This is a genomic window from Nostoc sp. UHCC 0302, assembly GCF_038096175.1.
Taxonomy (GTDB): Bacteria; Cyanobacteriota; Cyanobacteriia; order Cyanobacteriales; family Nostocaceae; genus UHCC-0302.
The window spans coordinates 7718622-7737526 of sequence record NZ_CP151099.1 but is presented as its reverse complement, the minus strand read 5'-3'; the positions used below and the strand labels follow the sequence as shown (position 1 = coordinate 7737526).

The 18905-nt window shown below is 39.9% G+C and carries 16 protein-coding genes and 2 pseudogenes; 11 read left to right on the top strand and 7 right to left on the bottom strand.

All coding sequences use genetic code 11. The features are described 5' to 3' along the window. Window positions 1-244: 244 nt before the first annotated feature. The gene (locus tag WKK05_RS33525) at window positions 245-1018 is read left to right on the top strand and encodes a TetR/AcrR family transcriptional regulator (protein WP_341527283.1); all 774 of its coding nucleotides are present in this window, start codon (window positions 245-247) and stop codon (window positions 1016-1018) included. A gap of 55 nt (window positions 1019-1073) precedes the next feature. On the opposite strand, the gene WKK05_RS33520 is transcribed toward WKK05_RS33525, so the two are convergent. Both WKK05_RS33520 and WKK05_RS33515 read right to left on the bottom strand, forming a co-directional pair. Next, window positions 1074-2183, bottom strand: coding sequence for a helix-turn-helix domain-containing protein (locus WKK05_RS33520; protein WP_341527282.1), 1110 nt, complete (start codon window positions 2181-2183; stop codon window positions 1074-1076). Between the two features lie 140 nt (window positions 2184-2323). Further along, window positions 2324-3199, bottom strand: coding sequence for an alpha/beta fold hydrolase (locus WKK05_RS33515; RefSeq protein ID WP_341527281.1), 876 nt, complete (start codon window positions 3197-3199; stop codon window positions 2324-2326). A gap of 229 nt (window positions 3200-3428) precedes the next feature. Here WKK05_RS33515 and WKK05_RS33510 point away from each other — a divergent pair, with 229 nt between their 5' ends. Further along, window positions 3429-3905, top strand: coding sequence for a helix-turn-helix transcriptional regulator (locus tag WKK05_RS33510; protein WP_341527280.1), 477 nt, complete (start codon window positions 3429-3431; stop codon window positions 3903-3905). Between the two features lie 24 nt (window positions 3906-3929). Here the strand turns inward: WKK05_RS33510 and gatA are convergent, their stop codons facing one another. After that, window positions 3930-5390, bottom strand: a complete 1461-nt coding sequence (gene gatA / locus WKK05_RS33505; RefSeq protein ID WP_341527279.1) for an Asp-tRNA(Asn)/Glu-tRNA(Gln) amidotransferase subunit GatA — start codon at window positions 5388-5390, stop codon at window positions 3930-3932. Window positions 5391-5909: 519 nt separating this feature from the next. Here gatA and WKK05_RS33500 point away from each other — a divergent pair. From WKK05_RS33500 to WKK05_RS33470, 7 genes and pseudogenes are all read left to right on the top strand, one after another. Then, a complete protein-coding gene (locus WKK05_RS33500) occupies window positions 5910-7271 on the top strand; it encodes an OB-fold nucleic acid binding domain-containing protein (RefSeq protein WP_341527278.1) in 1362 nt (453 codons plus the stop codon). 163 nt (window positions 7272-7434) lie between these two features. Then, window positions 7435-8001, top strand: a complete 567-nt coding sequence (locus WKK05_RS33495; protein WP_341527277.1) for a hypothetical protein — start codon at window positions 7435-7437, stop codon at window positions 7999-8001. Window positions 8002-8528: 527 nt separating this feature from the next. Beyond that, complete coding sequence (locus WKK05_RS33490) at window positions 8529-9008, top strand: hypothetical protein (protein ID WP_341527276.1); 480 nt, start codon at window positions 8529-8531, stop codon at window positions 9006-9008. 258 nt (window positions 9009-9266) lie between these two features. Beyond that, window positions 9267-9593 (top strand): DUF6464 family protein, encoded by a 327-nt coding sequence (locus WKK05_RS33485; RefSeq protein ID WP_341531259.1) that lies wholly within the window; start codon window positions 9267-9269, stop codon window positions 9591-9593. Window positions 9594-9772: 179 nt separating this feature from the next. Then, window positions 9773-10236, top strand: a pseudogene (locus WKK05_RS33480) (NADAR domain-containing protein). 149 nt (window positions 10237-10385) lie between these two features. Next, window positions 10386-10867: pseudogene (locus tag WKK05_RS33475) on the top strand (peptidylprolyl isomerase); the annotation flags it as partial. Window positions 10868-11286: 419 nt separating this feature from the next. After that, window positions 11287-12360 (top strand): tetratricopeptide repeat protein, encoded by a 1074-nt coding sequence (locus WKK05_RS33470; RefSeq protein ID WP_341527275.1) that lies wholly within the window; start codon window positions 11287-11289, stop codon window positions 12358-12360. Window positions 12361-12432: 72 nt separating this feature from the next. Here WKK05_RS33470 and WKK05_RS33465 read toward each other — a convergent pair whose 3' ends face one another. Continuing rightward, the gene (locus tag WKK05_RS33465; protein WP_341527274.1) at window positions 12433-13119 is read right to left on the bottom strand and encodes a phosphoribosyltransferase family protein; all 687 of its coding nucleotides are present in this window, start codon (window positions 13117-13119) and stop codon (window positions 12433-12435) included. Between the two features lie 163 nt (window positions 13120-13282). Between WKK05_RS33465 and WKK05_RS33460 the strand changes: the two genes are divergently transcribed. Then, entirely contained in the window at window positions 13283-13960 is a 678-nt protein-coding gene (locus tag WKK05_RS33460; protein WP_341527273.1) for a uracil-DNA glycosylase, read from the top strand. Window positions 13961-14173: 213 nt separating this feature from the next. Here WKK05_RS33460 and WKK05_RS33455 read toward each other — a convergent pair whose 3' ends face one another. The 3 genes from WKK05_RS33455 to tyrS are packed head-to-tail and all read right to left on the bottom strand — an operon-like array spanning window position 14174 to window position 16803. Continuing rightward, window positions 14174-14809 (bottom strand): hypothetical protein, encoded by a 636-nt coding sequence (locus WKK05_RS33455; protein WP_341527272.1) that lies wholly within the window; start codon window positions 14807-14809, stop codon window positions 14174-14176. Beyond that, window positions 14806-15525 carry an orotidine-5'-phosphate decarboxylase gene (gene pyrF / locus WKK05_RS33450; RefSeq protein WP_341527271.1) on the bottom strand — a complete coding sequence of 240 codons (720 nt, stop codon included), beginning with the start codon at window positions 15523-15525 and terminating at the stop codon, window positions 14806-14808. The genes WKK05_RS33455 and pyrF overlap by 4 nt, the downstream gene beginning before the upstream one ends. 24 nt (window positions 15526-15549) lie before the next feature. Continuing rightward, window positions 15550-16803 carry a tyrosine--tRNA ligase gene (gene tyrS, locus WKK05_RS33445; RefSeq protein WP_341527270.1) on the bottom strand — a complete coding sequence of 418 codons (1254 nt, stop codon included), beginning with the start codon at window positions 16801-16803 and terminating at the stop codon, window positions 15550-15552. A gap of 114 nt (window positions 16804-16917) precedes the next feature. Between tyrS and WKK05_RS33440 the strand changes: the two genes are divergently transcribed. Next, window positions 16918-18846: a transglycosylase domain-containing protein gene (locus WKK05_RS33440; RefSeq protein ID WP_341527269.1), complete on the top strand. Its 1929-nt coding sequence runs from the start codon at window positions 16918-16920 to the stop codon at window positions 18844-18846. The last annotated feature ends 59 nt before the right edge of the window (window positions 18847-18905 follow it).

Here is an 18905-nt window from a genome sequence, read left to right as displayed (position 1 = left end):
GTTTGGTTGACGGTATGTATTTATTTCCTACTGTAAAAAAAGTACTTGTTTGTAGCCAACTTAAAACATTCCTAATTGATAGTTAATCAACTAGACTGTATGGTTTGCTATTTCAGGGATTTTTGGTGCGATCGCGTTGATATTTATTTTAATTATCCGAGATTATATCCGAATATCTATGGTTTGTTAATCAAAAATAACGTAAAATATTTACTCCATAAAATGAACAATAAATGATACAAAAATGAAACAGCCAAGAGATTACAGCTTGAGAGTCACACTCAATCAAAGTGAGCTTTCTTTACTCAAGGATGAGTCAGAACGTCAGGGAGTACCAATGACTGCTGTAATCCGCCAGTTGATTCGCACTAAAATCAGCCCAGATATTAATTCTCCAAGCATTGAGTTGCAGGACGAACTACCTTCATTACCCAATATTCAGTACACGAGCAAGCCTGAACAGATATTACAGGGAGCAATGCAGGAGTTTCTCCAGCATGGGTATGCAGATACCAGCATGGAGCGAATAGCCGCAACCTCTGGAGTATCAAAGCAAACCCTGTACAGCTACTTTCGAGACAAAGAAGGACTATTCACAGCCTTAATAGAGCGAATAGTGAGCGAACGGTTTGAGTTTTTATTTAGTTCCCAAATGCTAGAAGGGGAACCAAAAGTGGTATTGCAAGAGTTAGCAATAAGTTTGCTCAACCAAATATTGAAGGATCAAAAATATATCTCTTTCATCCGCTTAGTGTTTGCGGAATCGGGGCGTTTTCCTAATTTAGCGCAAACGTTTATTCGCAATGGCTTTAAAGTTGGGATTGTGACTCTAACTCAATATTTAGCTTCTCATCCAGAACTAAAGATTTCTGACCTAGAGGCAACAGCACGGATTTTTGCCGGGACTGTGATGTCATACGTCATAACGATGGAAGTACTTCATGGCAAAGAAGTGATGCCAATGGAAAGCGATCGCTTAATTAATACTCTGGTTAACCTCGTTATTCCCCAGGTTTAAACAGTGAGCATAAAGCGATCGCTAAAGTAAAAGTAATGCAGAAAAATTTTGTACCCTAGAGTGATTCTGGTGGAGCAATATCTGTTCCTACACTAATACCCGCACTGCTAGACTTAATCCCTGGTTTAGTAGTTACGTTAGTTTTATCAGGTGACTTAGAAATAGTTGAAGAAGGCAAAGTAACTACATCTGAATTAAGTGTTTTATCAGAATATGCTTGCTGTGATATCAATGTCAATCCTCCCATCGCCCCAGCAACAAGCGCTGTATAGCTCACATATAGATGCATTGGCTTGATTGTCAAGTCCAATCCTTTGGAAGTATTTTGAGACTGATACCTAGAAGGCAAAACTGATTTAACTTTCTCAGGTACTGGTAAAGAAGCAGCCAAAGCTGTGCCATCTAGTTTTAAAGCATTTCCCATCACCCGAATAAAGCCACGAACAAAGATATCCTCTGGCAATAAATCTAACTTGCCATTCTCTATAGCCTCCATTTGATAGATTGATAAGTGAGTATAAATGTTAAGCTGTCTCAGAGAAATACGCTGAGACTCACGAGCTTGGCGTAATTTTGCACCGATTTGACGCATAGTTTCCAAACGTTGTTCGGCTACTACTATTTGTTTAGTTATTTCAGTTGTTGTAGAAGGTTGCTTCTTTGGCTTGAGCCATTTTATAAGTCTTGCTGAAGTCCTATTTTTCAGCTCATTTATTGAATTTTGAGGTGTATTCGCTAACACCTGAGATTCTAACGGCAAATTGCCGTCGCTAGTATTTGCAGACGTTGGGTTTAAATATAGTTTATCGCTTGCTACGCTGCTGGGTTTTTCTTGTTCAAGACTTGGTGAAACAGTAATATCTACTTGTTGCTTAATATCTGCAACCGTTTGTTCATTTTGTGTAAATCGCTGAAATGCTATATTAATTGCCTCTCTGCCTACTACTTTCAACAAAATATTCAGTTGTTCAGATGAAAAGCCTAGCAAATCTTGCAAGCTAGCTAAAGCATGGCGATAAGCTTTACTCTGATGTAGTTCAGCTTCTATTTCACCTAGTAGTGATTGCTTTTGGCACTGCTCTTTAGGCGATCGCAATTCATCTTCAGATATTTTAATCTCAGGATTTCCTGGAATAGATAGCAAGTATACAGGTGTCATCGTCATGGTTGAAGTTTCTCCTGGCGCCCTAATAAGAGTTGTTTAACCTGTATAATTTATTCTTAATGTTCCTAAATTATCCGGATTCTAATGTATAAAATTTCTCCAAAATCAGAAAAATAGTAAAAATTATTACCAGTGCGCTGTTAGAAATTTAAATACCTGCAACCTTGCACTTGTTGGATGAAAGACTCTATCTTTTGCACATATTGCAAACCGCCAACAACTGCTGTGTCATTATGATTTGCTCCTGAAACTAAAAATAGTTGCTTTGGTGCAATAGCTTTGGCGTAAAGTTTTTCGCTCATGAAAGCGGGTACAGTCGAATCAACAGCGCCATGAATGAATAAAACTGGCATTTTCAGCTCTGGCACTTTTTTGATAGATTCAAATCGCTGTGTCAGAATCAAATCGACAGGAAACATCCAAAAAATATTCTGATATGTTACTAAATCTCGGATAGAGGTAAAAGAGCTTTCGACAATTAGCCCAGCGGCATCTGGATATTTAACTGCTAAATCAATAGCTATTGCTCCTCCCAGAGAATGACCGTAAATAAAAATTTGCTTGGCTGGAATCTGTCGCTGCTGCACTAAGTATTTCCAAGCTGTAGCTGCATCCTGATAAACCCGCTTTTCATTTGGAAAGATACCCTGACTGCGGCCGTAACCCCGGTAATCAATCAGCAAGACCGAAAATCCTAATTGATAAAATCGGTTAGTGTGAGCTATGTTTGCACCAATATTAATCCCATTTCCGTGCAGGTACAGTAATGTTTTGGCGTTAGGCTGTTTTGCTTTTATCCACCAACCGTGAATATGTTCTACCTTACCAGTTTTAACTGGCACAGGTAACCATACCTCTTCGTAAGTAAGATTAAACAACTCTGGTGTCTTTTCAATCACGGCAGAGGGAAAAAAGATGAACCGAGGTTGTTGAATAAGCAGAAAGAGACAGATAGCAGAGTAAGCGATCGCTACAACTGTCCCTGCCCAAAGTAGCAGTTTAAACAATACTTGCATTGGAAGCTACAGTGAATTAGCAGTCATGTACTAGATTTTAATCGGTTACAAGTATTTATAAAAAATAATAATTACGCTCTTTCTGACTATGTGGGAATTTTCTAATCAGGATTAAACTGAATCTTGAAAAATTTTTTTCCTAAAAGGAATTTATTAGTAAATTTACGTATGCGTTTATCAGTAGTTTCACTCTTTAATAGTAAGGATTCATCAATACCGGGAGAAGACTGTGACGCGCTTAAATGAAGTTCAAGTAAAACAGTTCCAGGAAATCAGTACAAAGCTGCAACAAGTAAGACAAGAAAAATCCATACGTATAGAAGAAATAGCGGCTCAGACACTTATTCGACCAGCTATTTTGCTAGCTTTAGAAGAAGGGCGATATGAAGAATTGCCTGAGCTTGTTTTTGTTCAAGGATTCATCCGTCGCTACGCAGACGCCTTGGGCCTGGATGGAAGTGCTTTAACACAGAGCCTTAAAAGTAATGTTTTCTGTCTAGATACTAATTGTAAAAATCAGAATTTAGACAGAAAATCAGTTTTACACATACCTCTTTTTATTACCTATGGATTATTGTTAGCGGCTGCGTCTGCCGGGCTATTTTATACACATAATCCACAAGTTACATCCGAATCTTTGACTCCACAACTCAACGAGCAACAGTCAATGGTCAATAGCAATCAAGAACGAATAATTGACAATTAACTAGTAGAAACTCAATGTCTATTTTCAAGATATTTGCGGTTTACGTAGATGCCAAGAGGTAGATTTCTCATAAGCATAAGCCACTTGAAACAGTTGGTCTTCTCTAAGTACATTGCCAATTAGTTGCAATCCAATCGGTAGCCCTTGATCATCAAAGCCACAAGGTACGCTTAATCCTGGTAAACCAGCAAGGTTAACGGGAATAGTCATTAAGTCAACTAAATACATACTCAACGGATCTGTAGTTTTTTCTCCTGCCTTGAAAGCTGTAGTGGGAGCGGTAGGAGAGACTAGTACATCAAATTTTTGAAAAGCTTTTTGAAAGTCTTGTTTAATCAAAGTGCGGACTTTTTGAGCTTTCAGATAAAAGGCATCATAATAGCCAGCCGAAAGGGCGTAGGTTCCAATCATAATTCGGCGTTTGACTTCTGCTCCAAAACCAGTAGCGCGAGTACGAGTGTACATAGATAGTAGATTGTCTGCATCAGGCGCACGCAACCCATACTTAACACCATCGTAACGGGCTAGGTTAGCTGAGGCTTCCGATGGGGCGATGATGTAATAGCTAGGTACGCCATAGCGGAAACTGGGACAGGAAACTACATCAATCTCTGCTCCCAAATGTTGTAGTTGTTCCAGTGCTTTGGTAACAGCTTGTTCGACTACGGAGTCTAAGCCTTCACCAAAAGTTTCTTTAATTACACCGATTCTGATTTTTCCTCTGGCTTTGAGGTCTGGTTTTAAGCTAGCGGCGTAGTCAGGAATATCTACTTTCAGGCTGGTAGAGTCTTTGGGATCGTAACCTGCGATCGCACTCAATAATATCGCAGCATCTTCTACTGTCTGGGCAAATGGCCCTATTTGATCTAAAGATGAAGCGTAAGCCACTAAACCATAACGAGAAACTAGGCCATAAGTCGGTTTCATCCCCACTACACCACAAAAAGATGCAGGTTGCCGAATCGAACCACCAGTATCAGAACCAAGGGCAACAACGCATTCATCTGCCGCTACGGCTGCGGCAGATCCCCCAGAAGAACCACCCGGAACCCGTGACAAATCCCAAGGATTAGCCGTGACTTGGTAAGCAGAGTTTTCTGTGGAACCACCCATTGCAAACTCGTCTAAATTAGTTTTGCCTACCATCACCGCTCCAGAGTCCGCCAGTTTTTGCGTCACGGTTGATTCATAAGGCGGCACAAAATTTTCTAAAATTCGTGAGGCGCAGGTAGTAGGAATACCCTTAGTACACATATTGTCTTTAACGCCAATGGGAATCCCTGCAAGGATGCCAATTTCCTCTCCAGCAGCGATTTTGCCATCCACAGCACGAGCTTGCTCTAATGCTTGTTCTGCTGTCACATACAAGAAACTGTGCAATTTCGGCTCTAGAGCTTGAATGCGCTCTAGAGCTTCTTGGGTAATTTCAACGGCAGAACGTTCTTTTTTTATTAGCTGTTCGTGCAACTCGCGGATGGATGCCATGATTGCTCTCTCTATGACTCAAGTCCTTGATTTTATTACATATTGACCCAAATTGGGCATAGGGCACTTGTACTGAGCTTTGTCGAAGTATGGGGCATTAATCAATAGCTATTTTCGCTCATCTCTCTGCATCTACCCCTTCCCAACACCGTATCTAGGATTATTCAGAGGTAATACTCAATTGGCTGAGCAAGAAAGGCTGTAAGGGTCTGAGGTTTAGGAACAAAGCGATTAAACACTTAACATCATCGCGCAAATCAACTAGGTTGAGCCGTTTAAGATGCTGATTACTTTGATTAATCTATATTGAATCAGTTTCTAAGACAGCAGATAGCTGCTTTTCAAACTGTTTGTTTAGTATTTTACTAAAATTTGATAAATTGTGGCTATTTTTGTGTAAGAGTATAGCAGTGTTTGCTCGTCACAAAGTTTTGTATTATTAAGTAATATCCACTCTATAAACCTGATATTTTTATCAATTAATCAGTTTAACAAAATTTGTTTTAGGAGTAGGAAAGAATGGTTAAAATAGTCACCCGTAAATATTTAGGCAACGAGAATGTCTACGATATTGGCTTAGAACGCGACCATAATTTTGTTATCAAAAATAGTTTAATAGCTTCTAATTGTTTCAATAAATCCCATTCTACTGCCTATGGATATGTAACTTATCAAACAGCATATTTAAAAGCTAATTATCCATTAGAGTATATGGCGGCACTGTTAACAGCTAACAGTGGCGACACAGATAAAGTGCAGAGATATATTACTAACTGCACGAATATGGGGATTCCAATAGATCCGCCTGATATTAATCGCTCTGGTGTAGATTTCACGCCAACAGCAGGAAAAATTTTATTTGGATTTTCAGCGGTGCGTAATGTAGGCCAGAATGCGATCGCCTGCATTTTGTCAGCGAGGAATGAGACAGGAGAGTTTAAATCACTCGCTGATTTTTGCGATCGCGTCGATTTACGCGCTGTTAATCGCCGTACTTTGGAGTCATTGATTTACTGTGGAGCTTTTGACAAACTTGAACCGAACCGCCAACAGTTAATCAATGACTTAGAGCTAGTGTATGACTGGGCGCAATCCCGTGCTAAAGACAGGGCTAGCGGTCAAGGAAATCTTTTTGATTTATTAGGAGGTGGATTTTCTTCCGCTAATAATAAGAGAGCAAATAATGCTTTTGAAATAGCTCCTAAAGCTAAACCTGTTATGGATTTTCCCCCACAAGAAAAATTGCGGATGGAAAAAGAATTATTGGGCTTTTATGTATCAGATCATCCATTAAAATCTTTAAGGCAAATAGTACCTCTCTTAACTCCAATTAACCTTTCGCAACTTGGTGAACAAAGAGAAGATATAAAACTTTGTGCAGTTGTCATGTTAAATGGTGTCAAAAAAGTGGTCACCAAAAAAGGTGACTCAATGGCAATTTTGCAAATAGAAGATTTAACCACACAATCAGAAGCTGTAGTATTTCCCAAAACTTATGAACGTATTAGTTCTTTGCTGCAAGTAGATACCAGATTAATTATTTGGGGGAAAGTAGACCGACGAGACGAACAAACCCAATTTATTCTTGAAGACGCAGAACCAGTTGAAACAGTACAGATGGTAATGGTGGAATTGAATCCTCAACAAGCCGGAAACATTGAAGAACTACATCGCTTGAAAACAATTTTACAAGAACAGTCAGGTGATAAAGAAAAGGCAAAAATGCCGATTATCGGAATTGTACAAACTGAAAATTCTCGCAAACTTGTGCGCTTAGGTTGGCAATTTTGTGTACAAGATTCTAGAATTACCGTCCAAGCTTTGCAAAACGCCAGATTTTCTGCCCATATCAAACCGTTGATTAGTAGCCAAAGTCAGTAGCTTGATATCTTTTTTACTAACTGTCAATAGTAGATCAACTTACGCAATCAAAAAGGTAATTGTTTTTTTAGTTACTTATGCGGATGATACCTTCCTTAAGAAGTTGGTATATTTTAATGCCATGATCATTGAGGCAGCAACTGAGGTAAGGAGCTAAAACTTGATGACCGCAAATGAGCTAAATAAATTTGTTTCATACTGTAGAAGAATTCAACCCCAAACTCAAGAAGACATTAAAAAATTCTTTGAGGGGGTTATCGTGTTTCCTTATGATAAAGAACTTCTATTACAAGCTTATTTATTCCTAAATATAAAAGAGTTATTTCCTTCATGCGCTGAATTACTGTTATTTGAAAAATCTCCAATAGCAGATTATACAGATTTAGGAAAATGCGATTTTGTTTATCTAACATTTAAAGGAAATTTACTTTTAATAGAAACTAAGTTTATTGATACAGAAGCAACGGGTGCTACAGAAAGAAAAAGAAGAAATAAGCATAGAAACAAAGTATTTGAACAAGTTATTACTTTAAAAAGCCGATTTAGTGAATATTGGGATATCAGGCTGGAGCAGTTAGAATGTGGAGTCTTTACGACAGATTCAGAAATAGCTTGGCGTGGAAATGATATGAATGTTGTCACTAAATCAATATGTATTAATCATCTTGAACAATGGCGCAAAAGTTATAATAAAACTGACGCTATTTCTAATGTAATTAAACATTATTAATTTTAGTAATCGCTAGTTATCATCTGACAATTTTTAAAATACGATTTAGCTTATATATATATTGGTGAAATTGTCCGCTATATAAAATACAGCAGAATTCCGAATACAGGTGGTTGCACCTCAGCTGCGCTCGGCGACCATCGAGCGTAGCCGAGGTGAGTCAGAAATAAATCCGGCTTTATATCTAGCTTTTTAACTCAGATCCTGTAATTCATTTACTTGCAAACTGCTGTATGCTACTTGCCACCCTGCTTTAAAGCACCCTAGCCTATGGCAAGATGTATCTATGGGCGTCTACTCGCGATAACTGTACAAATTATACATGCACTGTCTCACTTCGCGCTAGCAGCACTTGTAGCAAATAATTTCTAAGATACTTCACTACGTTACCCTAAGCATCACATTTTTACGTGTATGACTGCCACTTAGTACAAGTGGTCAAAAACGTTATATATTAAATTTATAGTACATATGTACTTTTTACTGCTAAAATGCCTTACGAGTTAAGTAGCATTACAGGAGTAACTATGAAAAACATCCAAAACAGCTACAAAAGTGCCATCTCGCTGAATGTTCCTTTATTAAAACCAACAATTGTCACTACTGCGATCGCGCCACTGCAACCTCAAGAGGAAAGAATCATCAGTGGATGGGAGCGTTTAGTAGCACAAAGCGAACGTATCAACGAAATAGCAGAAGAGTTAGAAATAGCAATATTAGAGTTGAAGGCAATAGCCAGCACGCTCAAATCTCAAAAATTTCACCCACTGATAAAAGAGGGGCCAGGCAAAAACATTTGTCAGGATTTCACAGTAGGTGTTCCTTGCGTCAGAAAAAAGCCCGATGCAACATTTATCCTGACAATGCGAAAAGTTGATTTATGCCGAGCAGAGAAGGAAGCAGCGCAACTAGCACAGCAACTACGTGAGCAAACCAAAAATAAAAGACTAGCATCACAGCGACATAGAAAAAACAAGAATGAGGTAGAGACTGACACAAAGCGCTGATTTAAAAGCGTGCTAATCAACAAATCTTAAAATTATTAATATTCAACAACAGCTCACCCCTTGGGTTGTAAAAGTTATGCTGATGGAAGTGGCAGGGTGTACTTCTTGTTGAGAATTGCTAAATGCCACACTGTTATTGCCATTGACAAACTTGTTAATGGCAAAAAGATACAACTGCCCAAAGATTTGCACTTCCGTAAACACCAGAGTGCAACATCAGGTGACGATCAATCAGCGCACAAAAGAGGTAAAAAGAAGGTGTTAAGGACACTTTTAGTGATTGCCGTTGGTTTTTTACCGTCCCTGTTTTCCCTGTGGGTGATGCGTAAAACCCAATTACGGACACGCGCACGGTTAAGACAAGCAGCGATGAGTTTTCCAGTGGTACGGGTACGCCAGAATGAAAGACCTATTGAAAGTGATCGCTACTATCTAGAAGGAGTGGGTTATTTAATTGGCGACATTAGTTGCAAATTTAATGCTCGATCTGGCTATATCCGCTGTGCTGTCAATCCTGATGGGCCGTGTAATGGTTGCCGTTACTTTGAACCCAAGGAATTAGCTGGTAATGAAAAGAGAGCTTAAATAGTTAAAAATCCTAAATTTAAATAGGCAAAACTGACAGTGCGATCGCGATTGTGGATAAATTGCGCTGTCAAAGTATATCAAGCAAGATTCTTGGCGGCTTTGAGATGTTATTGACTTAGATAACATGAATGATTAAACATTGAATCTAAATTTAGCCAAAAAGCACAGTTTTTCAGATGCCTATTTACTTTTACAGTACTCGTGAACAATATGGTTGTTTCTCCAACTTTATCGCCTCACGGCTTTAAGTTGGATGGATTGTACTGGTATACGAGCGAACACTACTTTCAAGCACAAAAGTTTGTAGGCACGCCTCATGCAGAACAAATTCCCCTAGTCAGCACCCAAAGAAGCGGCGAGAAGGGACGTGAGAGAACCCGTCCCCTACGCCAAGATTGGGAACAAGTTAAAGATGACATCATGCGAAAAGCTGTCTTAGGCAAATTTAAAACCCATGCAGATATCAGAGATATTTTACTTTCTACAAGTAATGAAGAAATCGTTGAAAACTCTCCTATCGACTTTTACTGGGGTTGCGGAAGTGATGGTAGTGGTAAAAATATGTTAGGAAAAATTTTATATATTAGGAAAAATTTTAATGGAGGTGCGAGATATACTTCGTCACACCTATGATGTATAAGTTGATAATACTTGCTATAAAATAATATTGTTATTGTTACTATTAATGTTAATACTTGTCTTAAATAACACATAAATATTGTAATTAAAAGGGAGCGAATCTTAAAGTGCATAACTCAAATTAATAAAATGTAACTTTAAAAAAAAGTAAAGTTAGCTAATCACTTATTTTCTACTCAAGTCGAAAAGTTTTTTATGAACACCAATTAGATTACGTTGCCGCCATCACCTATCAAGTCATCTTTGAGAATAGGGACTTAGCCTTAGAATTATTTTATGCCTTAGAAGAAGGCGAAATTAGTTTTCCAGAAATCGCTCGTCTATATATCCAAGAACCAGAACTCCGCCGTGCTTATGGATATCAAGGTTTGCGATACCGTAAAGATTTTCGTCCAGAGATTGCAGCAGTTGTATTTGCTGCTTCTGCTCCAAAAGTTCTCAAACCAATTCAGACTCAAAAATGAGTTCATCTAATTGAGGTTCATAAAATTATTCAACCTCAATTAGATGAGCAATTACGTCAAACAATCATTACAGAATTGTTTTCTGATTGTTTACATAAACAAATTGAGCTTACGGAAATAGTTATTCAACTAGACTCTGCTGCAAATATGCAGAAAATAGCTAATTAAAGCTTAACTAGTTTAAAGCCGATAATCTTTTTGTACTTTATTCTATAAAATAATTTTTTCAAGACACATAAAGCTAATAAAATATATACTTTCATCTCCTGAATCTTTATTTTAGGCTTTCTATAATAGAATTTTATTCTAAAATTTAATCTTATGTACAAATAAATTTAATAGCTGTAACCTTTATTTAGTACTACATTTAAAGCCTGCTTTAACTATTTAATAGCGATCGCTTGATTAAACTACCTAAAAAAGAAAATAGATTTTTTATCAAACCCTAGCCTAAACTTTATATTTTCCTATAAATAGTAGAAAACGAATCATTAAAATTGAAATATGTTTTCTGGTTTTGGGAACAATAAATGTATTACAAAACTGAACAGGAAGGGTAGATGTCGAAAAACTGATGGAATCAGAGATTGCAAAATATAGTCCCCTTACCATTGTCCATAACATACGTAAAATCAGTGAAGCGGAATACAATTACCCATCAATTTGATACAAATTCCCAAGCAGGAAATCTATTTACACAAGGCAGTGACGGCCAGTTGTCAGATGCATCTAAGCTAATGCGGCAAGGAATTCAACAGCAGAAGGCTGGTGACTTCATCGCCTCCATAAAATCTTTACAACAATCCTTAATGCTGTTTACAACAATAGGGAATAAGCAAAAACAAGCACAAGTCCTTTCTTGTTTAGGATTGGTAACTTATACCGCGGGGGATTACAAAAATAGTATCTCTTACTCTCAGCAGTGTTTATCTTTGATTGAAGATACTTCAGATTTAGGGTTAAAGATGCAAGTATTTTCCCATTTAGGTAATGCTTATCGTCACTTGAATGAACATCAAAAGGCAATTGAGTTTCTAGAAAAGTGTTTGAAAATAACCCAGCAGCTACAAGATAAACGGAGTCAAGTGGCGGCACTGAATAATTTGGGACTGGTGTATAAAGCTTTGGGTAACTTTATCCAAGCGATTGAGTATCAGCAGCAAAGCCTAGAAATTGTACAGGAACTCAAAGACAATTGGGGGCAGGAACAGGTACTAAAGAATCTGGGTAATGCTTGGTATGCTTTGGATAACTACCCAAAAGCGATCGCTTACTATGAGCAGTGTGTAGTAATAGCACGTTCCTTAAAAAATTTTCGCAGTGCTTCTCAGGTATTAAAAAACTTGGGTAATGCTTGTTACGCTTTGGGGGATTATGCCAGAGCTATTAAATATTATCAAGACCGTTTGCAATTAGCTAAAGAAATTCAAGATAAGCGTGCTGAGGAACAGTCTTTGGGCAGTTTAGGAGTTGCTTGTGAAGCGTTGGGTGACTATACCAAAGCTATTTTATATTATGAAGAACGTTTGCTCTTAGCCAGGACAATCAAAGATCATCGCTGTGAAGAACAAGCCCTTGCTAGTTTAAGAGTCACTTGCTACGCCTTGGGTGATTACGCCAAAGCCATGCAATACCAACAGGAGGCATATCCAAATAGTTAGAAAAAAAGAGGAGGAAACAATTAAAAATTAAAAATTAAAAATTTAAACCCACATTCCAAATTACTTTTAAAGCTACATTTCTCCTACTCTCTTTTGTTGCTGAAGATACATGAGAACTTCTAATGTATCTACTTGAGGAAATTCTGTGTAAAAATTACTCACACTCATGAAGGGTTCTGGCGTCTCCAAGACAATTACCCGATCGCCCCACTGACTCAACCAAGGCAGCAAATTCTGGGGCGCTACTGGAGTACAAAGCCAAACTGCTGCTGGTGAAAGTGCTTTAATAGCAGTTGCAGCTACTGCTATCGTCATACCAGTGGCAATACCATCATCAACCAAGATCAGCGTAGCACCTTCTGTGTTTACCTGGGGACAAGCAGGGCTTAATTGAGCCTCCAAAAACTTAGCTTGATTGATAGCTTCATTTAAAGCTAGTTGCCGCCACCGCGAATTATCTTTTGGGTGCAATAGCTTTTGCTGAGTCCAAAGAATGTGTTCAGAGGTAGTCACTGCACCAATTGCTAACTCTGGATTATCTGGATGACTAATCTTTTTCGCCACAACTATTGTCAACGGACAATTTAAAAGACTTGCTATTGGTGCTGCTATTGGCACACCTCCTCTTGGTAAAGCATAGATAATTGGCATAGGCTTTACCCCAGAATCAATAGCTTGCTGAGTCAAAACATCATGAATCACTCGTGCCAATTCCTCACCTGCATGAGTGCGATCGGCAAAAAATGGAGTATTCGACATGGTTGCCCCCAGCCCTTCAGGACGGCACTGCTTTATATCATGACTGAATTTGGCTCAAATTAACTGATACAATAGTATTTGTGCAAATATCTCAGTATTCAGCAAAAGTCTATCTATAAAAACAGACAATATAGCTGGTGCTGAAGCCAATATCCTGATTTTCATGAGCAGCGAAAACCAACTCAGCCTCTTTGACGATTCAACCTTTAACCAACGAGAGCTGATACCCACAGACGCCAAAATTCCTATCCTTCCCGGAACCTACTCCAGCATCACCGAGTTGGCACAGCATTGCAATCATTGCCATCGTTGTGTTTTGGGAGACACTCGTACCCATGCTGTTGTTGGACGCGGCAATCTTAAAGCGCCCATCATGATTGTGGGAGAAGCACCAGGACAAAATGAAGACGAAACAGGTTTACCATTTGTTGGCAAATCAGGGCAATTGCTAGAAAAAATTCTGGCATCTGTAAATTTGTCTACTGAAAATGATGTGTATATCGCCAACATCAATAAATGCCGCCCACCAAATAACCGAGTTCCAACTACAGATGAAATGGGTGCTTGCAAACCCTATTTATTGGAACAAATTCGCTTAGTTGATCCAAAAATAATTCTTTTAACAGGTGCGACTGCACTCAAAGGTTTAACTGGTGATAAGCGGGCAATTACAAAAATCCGCGGACAGTGGTTGGAATGGGAAGGACGTTTGTGTATGCCAATTTTCCATCCTTCCTACTTGTTACGTAACCCTTCTAAGGAAAAAGGTGGGCCTAAGTGGTTGATGTGGCAGGATATTCAAGCAGTGCGTGCCAAGGTAGATGAAATCAGGAAAATATAGATAAGAAAACTGAAGTATACATCAACTCAGTAAATAGTTAATAGGTAATTTGTTACCTTGGGCTGGGGAACAGATTGAACAAGAACGCCAGCAAAAAGAACGACTGATTGCTTACTTACAATCTTAGGGTCTTGATCCGAATAATTTGCCCTTGTTCGAGTAGAAAGTAAATTGCGATCGCTTATTTAATTGACCTTCTGATTTATCCTGTGCCTAATTTGCAGCACGTATCCGCACACTTCCGGCTTGACAATCACGTAACCAGGTTTTCACTCCTTGAGCGATCGCACCATTGCTACTATCCCGTGGCGGAGATAGTGGTTGTCCTGGTGAATCAGAACCAGTTTGAGAAAACATCATCACTACACGCCAACCACTGTTAGTTTTGGTCAATAACAGCCAGTGAAATTCTTGGGATTCTACTGCTTTTTTACCTATATACTGCCGCACCAAAGTAGTAAAAAAAACTTGCTCTACTCCGCTATTTTTATTAGATGTATCTGCGGTATATTCTTCAGAGTTTAAGGGCAAGGGGGTAAACTCAGGTTTTCCCGCAACTAGCATATAACTGTAAACGTCACCGCTTCTTTTGAGGCGACGGGAGCGTTGAGTGGCTCGATTAGCGTAGTTGGGCAAATCTTGCAGTAGCTGTATAGTTAATGTTTCTAAATTTTGCTCAGCACATAAAGACCTCGCCGCACTATTGACGCTACCCCTCTGTGCTAGCAAAGAGGGGTTAGGAGTAATGTTCGAAAACGCTGAGTTATTAACACTATTTGCTGCTACAAGCCAGAAGCTACAAGCAACAAACCACAAACCATAGTTTCTTTTCCAGATTCCTGACTTCATGCGATCGCTGTTAATTCTTCAGAAATGCTCTGCCAAGCTAACCCAGGATCACTTGCAGCAGTAATTGGACGCCCAATCACTAAATAATCTGCACCAGCTTGCATAGCTTGCGCTGGGGTAAGCGATCGCTTTTGATCTCCCATGTCTGCCCAAATTGGTCTTACCCCCGGACAAACCAGCAAAAAATCATTTCCACAAGTGTCTCGCAGTTGTGCCACTTCTTGAGGCGAACAAACTGCCCCATCTACTCCCGTCTCTTTAGCTAGCAGTGCCATTTCTAAGATGTATTCTGGCAATTCTAAGGGAATTTTTAAATCAAAAGCTAATTGCCTAGCAGAAATGCTTGTCAGCAGAGTAATAGCAATTAATTTCGGGGGTTTTAGACCCACTTGTGCAGCCCCTGACTGCGCCGCCTCAGTTGCAGCTTTCAAGGCATCCCTACCACACGTAGTATGGATAGTTAATAAATCTACGCCATAACGAGCTGCACTACGGCAAGCACCAGCCACAGTGTTGGGGATGTCGTCAAACTTTAAATCTAAGAAAATGCGCTTGTTCCGAGACTTAAGCAATTCTAGTATTCTCGGCCCTGTACTGGTAAACAACTCTAAGCCGACTTTCCAAAAACCAACTTGTGGAAGTTGATCTACAAGAGCGATCGCACTTTGCTCATCAGGCACATCCAAAGCTACAATAATTCGTTCTTCTGGCTTCATTCCCTACTCCCTACTCCCCATTCCCTACTTCACCAATCGCACAAACTTATTTTTTCCCACTTGTAAAACTTTACCTTCTAACTCAGTGGAAGCAGCAAAAGTTGTATCAACATCGGTAATGCGATCGCCATCTAAGCGCACTCCTCCCTCTTGAATTTTTCGCTTTCCTTCCCCTGTACTTTTACACAAACCACTAACATTGAGAATATATGCTAACTTAGCGGGATGCTGCACACCAGCTAAAGAAAATTCTGGAACTGCACCTTCTTTACCACCAGTTTTTGCTGCTTCTTTAGCCTCATTAGCTGCTGTTTCGCCGTGGTACTGTTTGACAACTTCCCATGCTAAAAGTGTTTGGCGATCGCGGGGATTTTCTGGCAATTTATCCAAAGGTAAATCTGTCAGCAGTTCAAAATACTGCTCCAACAATTTATCTGGAACTCCCTGTAACTTCTGATACTTTTGTCCAGGATGTTCTGCCAAACCTACATAATTACCTAGAGACTTGGACATTTTTTGCTCCCCATCTGTACCAATTAAAATTGGTAGCAGCATTCCAAACTGGGGCTTTAGACCAAAATGGCGCTGTAAATCTCTGCCGACAGCAATGTTAAACTTCTGATCAGTACCTCCTAATTCGACATCTGCCTCAACTGCTACAGAATCAAAACCTTGCATTAAAGGGTACAGGAACTCATGGAGAAAAATTGGATTCTCTTTTTTATAGCGTTCGGCAAATCCTTCCTTAGCCAACATCTGCCCCACCGTCATCGTGGAGAGTAACTCCAAAATTTTCCCTAAGTTAAGCTGGGAGAGCCATTCGGAGTTATAACGCACCTCTAACCTTCCTGGTGTGTCAAAATCCAAGATAGGGCGCATTTGGTCAAGATAACTCTGAGCGTTTTGTGCTACCTCAGCTTCTGTAAGCTGACGCCGTACATCAGATTTGCCCGTCGGGTCACCAATACGTGCTGTAAAATCACCAATAATTAAAACTGCTGTATGACCTGCATCCTGAAACGCTCGCAGTTTTCGCACTGGTATGCTATGACCAAGATGAATATCAGCACCTGTGGGGTCAATTCCCAATTTTACCCTTAAAGGTTGGTTTGTAGTGAGTAAGCGCTTTTCTAAACTTTCACTTTCGCTGTTAGCATCAATTGGTTGTGGAAAAACTTCTACTACACCACGACGCAGCCAAGCGAAATTTTGCGCCATACTAGGAGATTCAATATTAGCTATGCTTTGCACTTTAGAAGTTAAGTTGGTTATATTCACTAGCAATTTGTCCAGTTTCTCATCTGCCAGACTACTATAATTGCAAAAAATTAACCGCCTTGCTTCGCTTTAATGAATTACAGTTATATTTACAAGTGAGGAAGTGAAAACGCCGTGTCTTCGTCTAGGACTTTTGAAGATAAGCAGCCACAAAATCGGGCTTCATCAGGTTTTGATTTTTTGAAAGGAGTAGGTCAGGTAACTGGCGGTACTCTGTTATCAATCACCTTGCTGGCAAGTTCTATTGTAGCCGGAGGACTGGTTGGTTTAGCAATTAGTTTCCGTAATTTGCCAGATGTCCGACAGCTACGTAACTTTTTTCCCTCAGAAACAACTTATATCTATGACATTAAGGGCAAACTCTTAGCAGGTGTCCACGGGGAAGCCAATCGAGAAGTCGTACCGCTAGATAAAATTTCTCCGAACCTGAAACGAGCAGTATTAGCCAGTGAAGATAGTCATTTCTACGATCACCACGGTATTAACCCTACTGGTGTTGGGCGTGCTGTTGTAGTCAACTGGGCAGCAGGTGGAGTCCGAGAAGGTGGCTCTACCATTACTATGCAGTTGGTGAAAAACCTGTTTTTGTCCCAAAAGCGTGCCTTTACCCGGAAGTTAGCAGAAGGGGTACTAGCAATTCGCTTAGAGCAAATTCTCAGTAAAGACCAAATTTTGGAGATGTACCTCAATCAAGTTTATTGGGGACACAACAACTACGGTGTACAAACGGCAGCACGCAGTTATTTTAACAAATCAGCAGAATATTTAAATCTAGGTGAATCGGCAATGATGGCCGGTTTGATCCAAGCGCCAGAAGAATTCAGTCCGTTTGTAAGCATGAAGCTGGCAAAACAAAAACAAAAAGAAGTGCTGGGACGGATGCTGGAATTAAATTGGATTAACCAGCAAGAATACGATGACGCCCTCAAGCAAGAAATCAAACTTGGTAAAATCAAGTCGTTTCAAGGTAGCGCACTACCTTATGTAACTAATACTGTCTCCCAGGAGTTGGCTAAGAAGTTTGGGCGTGACACACTGCTTAAAGGTGGAATGCGGGTGCAAACAACTGTTGATGCCAACTTCCAAATTATGGCAGAAGAAACAGTTAGGAAGTGGCACAAAACATTAGAGGGCAATGGATTATCTAAGAATCAAATGGCTTTAGTAGCTATTGATCCGCGGACACATTTTATCAAAGCATTGGTGGGTGGGGTAGATTCCAAAACCAGCGAATTCAACCGTGCAACCCAAGCTCAGCGTCAGCCAGGATCTTCTTTTAAGCCATTTGTATACTATACTGCCTTTGCTAGCGGGAAATTTGGTCCAGACTCAACAGTGGTCGATGCTCCAGTCAGCTATCGAGATGGTAATGGTTGGTATTATCCGAAAAACTATGATGGTGGCTTTAGCGGAGCGATGACAATTCGTACTGCCATATCGCAGTCTCGTAATATCCCCGTGATTAAAGTTGGTAAGGCTGTAGGGATGAACAGAGTAATCGAAACCTGCCGCACTTTGGGAATTATGAGTCCAATGGCTCCGGTGAGTTCTTTGCCACTAGGAGCGATTGGTGTCACACCTCTAGAAATGGCTAGTGCTTATGCAACCTTTGCCAATTATGGCTGGCAGTCACCACCAACGATAATTGCTCGCGTTACTGATAGTAGTGGCAATGTATTGCTAGACAACACACCGAAACCTCAGCTAATTCTCGATCCTTGGGCATCAGCTGCAATTCTTGATGTCATGCAATCGGTAGTTAACAGTGGTACTGGTAAAAATGCTGCTCTAAGTGATCGCCCAGCTGCTGGTAAGACAGGAACAACCTCTTCAGAAAAGGATATCTGGTTTGTAGGTACTGTACCCCAATTAACAACTGCTGTGTGGGTGGGTAGAGACAACAACACACAACTGGCTCACGGTGCAACGGGTGGGGTTATGGTTGCTCCTATCTGGCGTGATTTCATGCAGAAAGCTCTCAAAGGCGTGCCAGTAGAAAAGTTTAAACCGCCTTCCCAATTTACTCGTCCCAAGTCAAATTAGGGATTAGGGTCTGGTTACTGGGGACTGGGTATTAGATATTGAGAGTAGACAATGAAATT

Coding starts and splice junctions, on each gene's coding strand:
- pyrF (WP_341527271.1), bottom strand. CDS start 15,525: ATGAAGCCAGAAGAACGAATTATTGTAGCTTTGGATGTGCCTGATGAG.
- WKK05_RS33515 (WP_341527281.1), bottom strand. CDS start 3,199: ATGCAAGTATTGTTTAAACTGCTACTTTGGGCAGGGACAGTTGTAGCG.
- WKK05_RS33500 (WP_341527278.1), top strand. CDS start 5,910: ATGGTTAAAATAGTCACCCGTAAATATTTAGGCAACGAGAATGTCTAC.
- WKK05_RS33525 (WP_341527283.1), top strand. CDS start 245: ATGAAACAGCCAAGAGATTACAGCTTGAGAGTCACACTCAATCAAAGT.
- gatA (WP_341527279.1), bottom strand. CDS start 5,390: ATGGCATCCATCCGCGAGTTGCACGAACAGCTAATAAAAAAAGAACGT.
- WKK05_RS33490 (WP_341527276.1), top strand. CDS start 8,529: ATGAAAAACATCCAAAACAGCTACAAAAGTGCCATCTCGCTGAATGTT.
- WKK05_RS33455 (WP_341527272.1), bottom strand. CDS start 14,809: ATGAAGTCAGGAATCTGGAAAAGAAACTATGGTTTGTGGTTTGTTGCT.
- WKK05_RS33465 (WP_341527274.1), bottom strand. CDS start 13,119: ATGTCGAATACTCCATTTTTTGCCGATCGCACTCATGCAGGTGAGGAA.
- WKK05_RS33520 (WP_341527282.1), bottom strand. CDS start 2,183: ATGACGATGACACCTGTATACTTGCTATCTATTCCAGGAAATCCTGAG.
- WKK05_RS33460 (WP_341527273.1), top strand. CDS start 13,283: ATGAGCAGCGAAAACCAACTCAGCCTCTTTGACGATTCAACCTTTAAC.
- WKK05_RS33495 (WP_341527277.1), top strand. CDS start 7,435: ATGACCGCAAATGAGCTAAATAAATTTGTTTCATACTGTAGAAGAATT.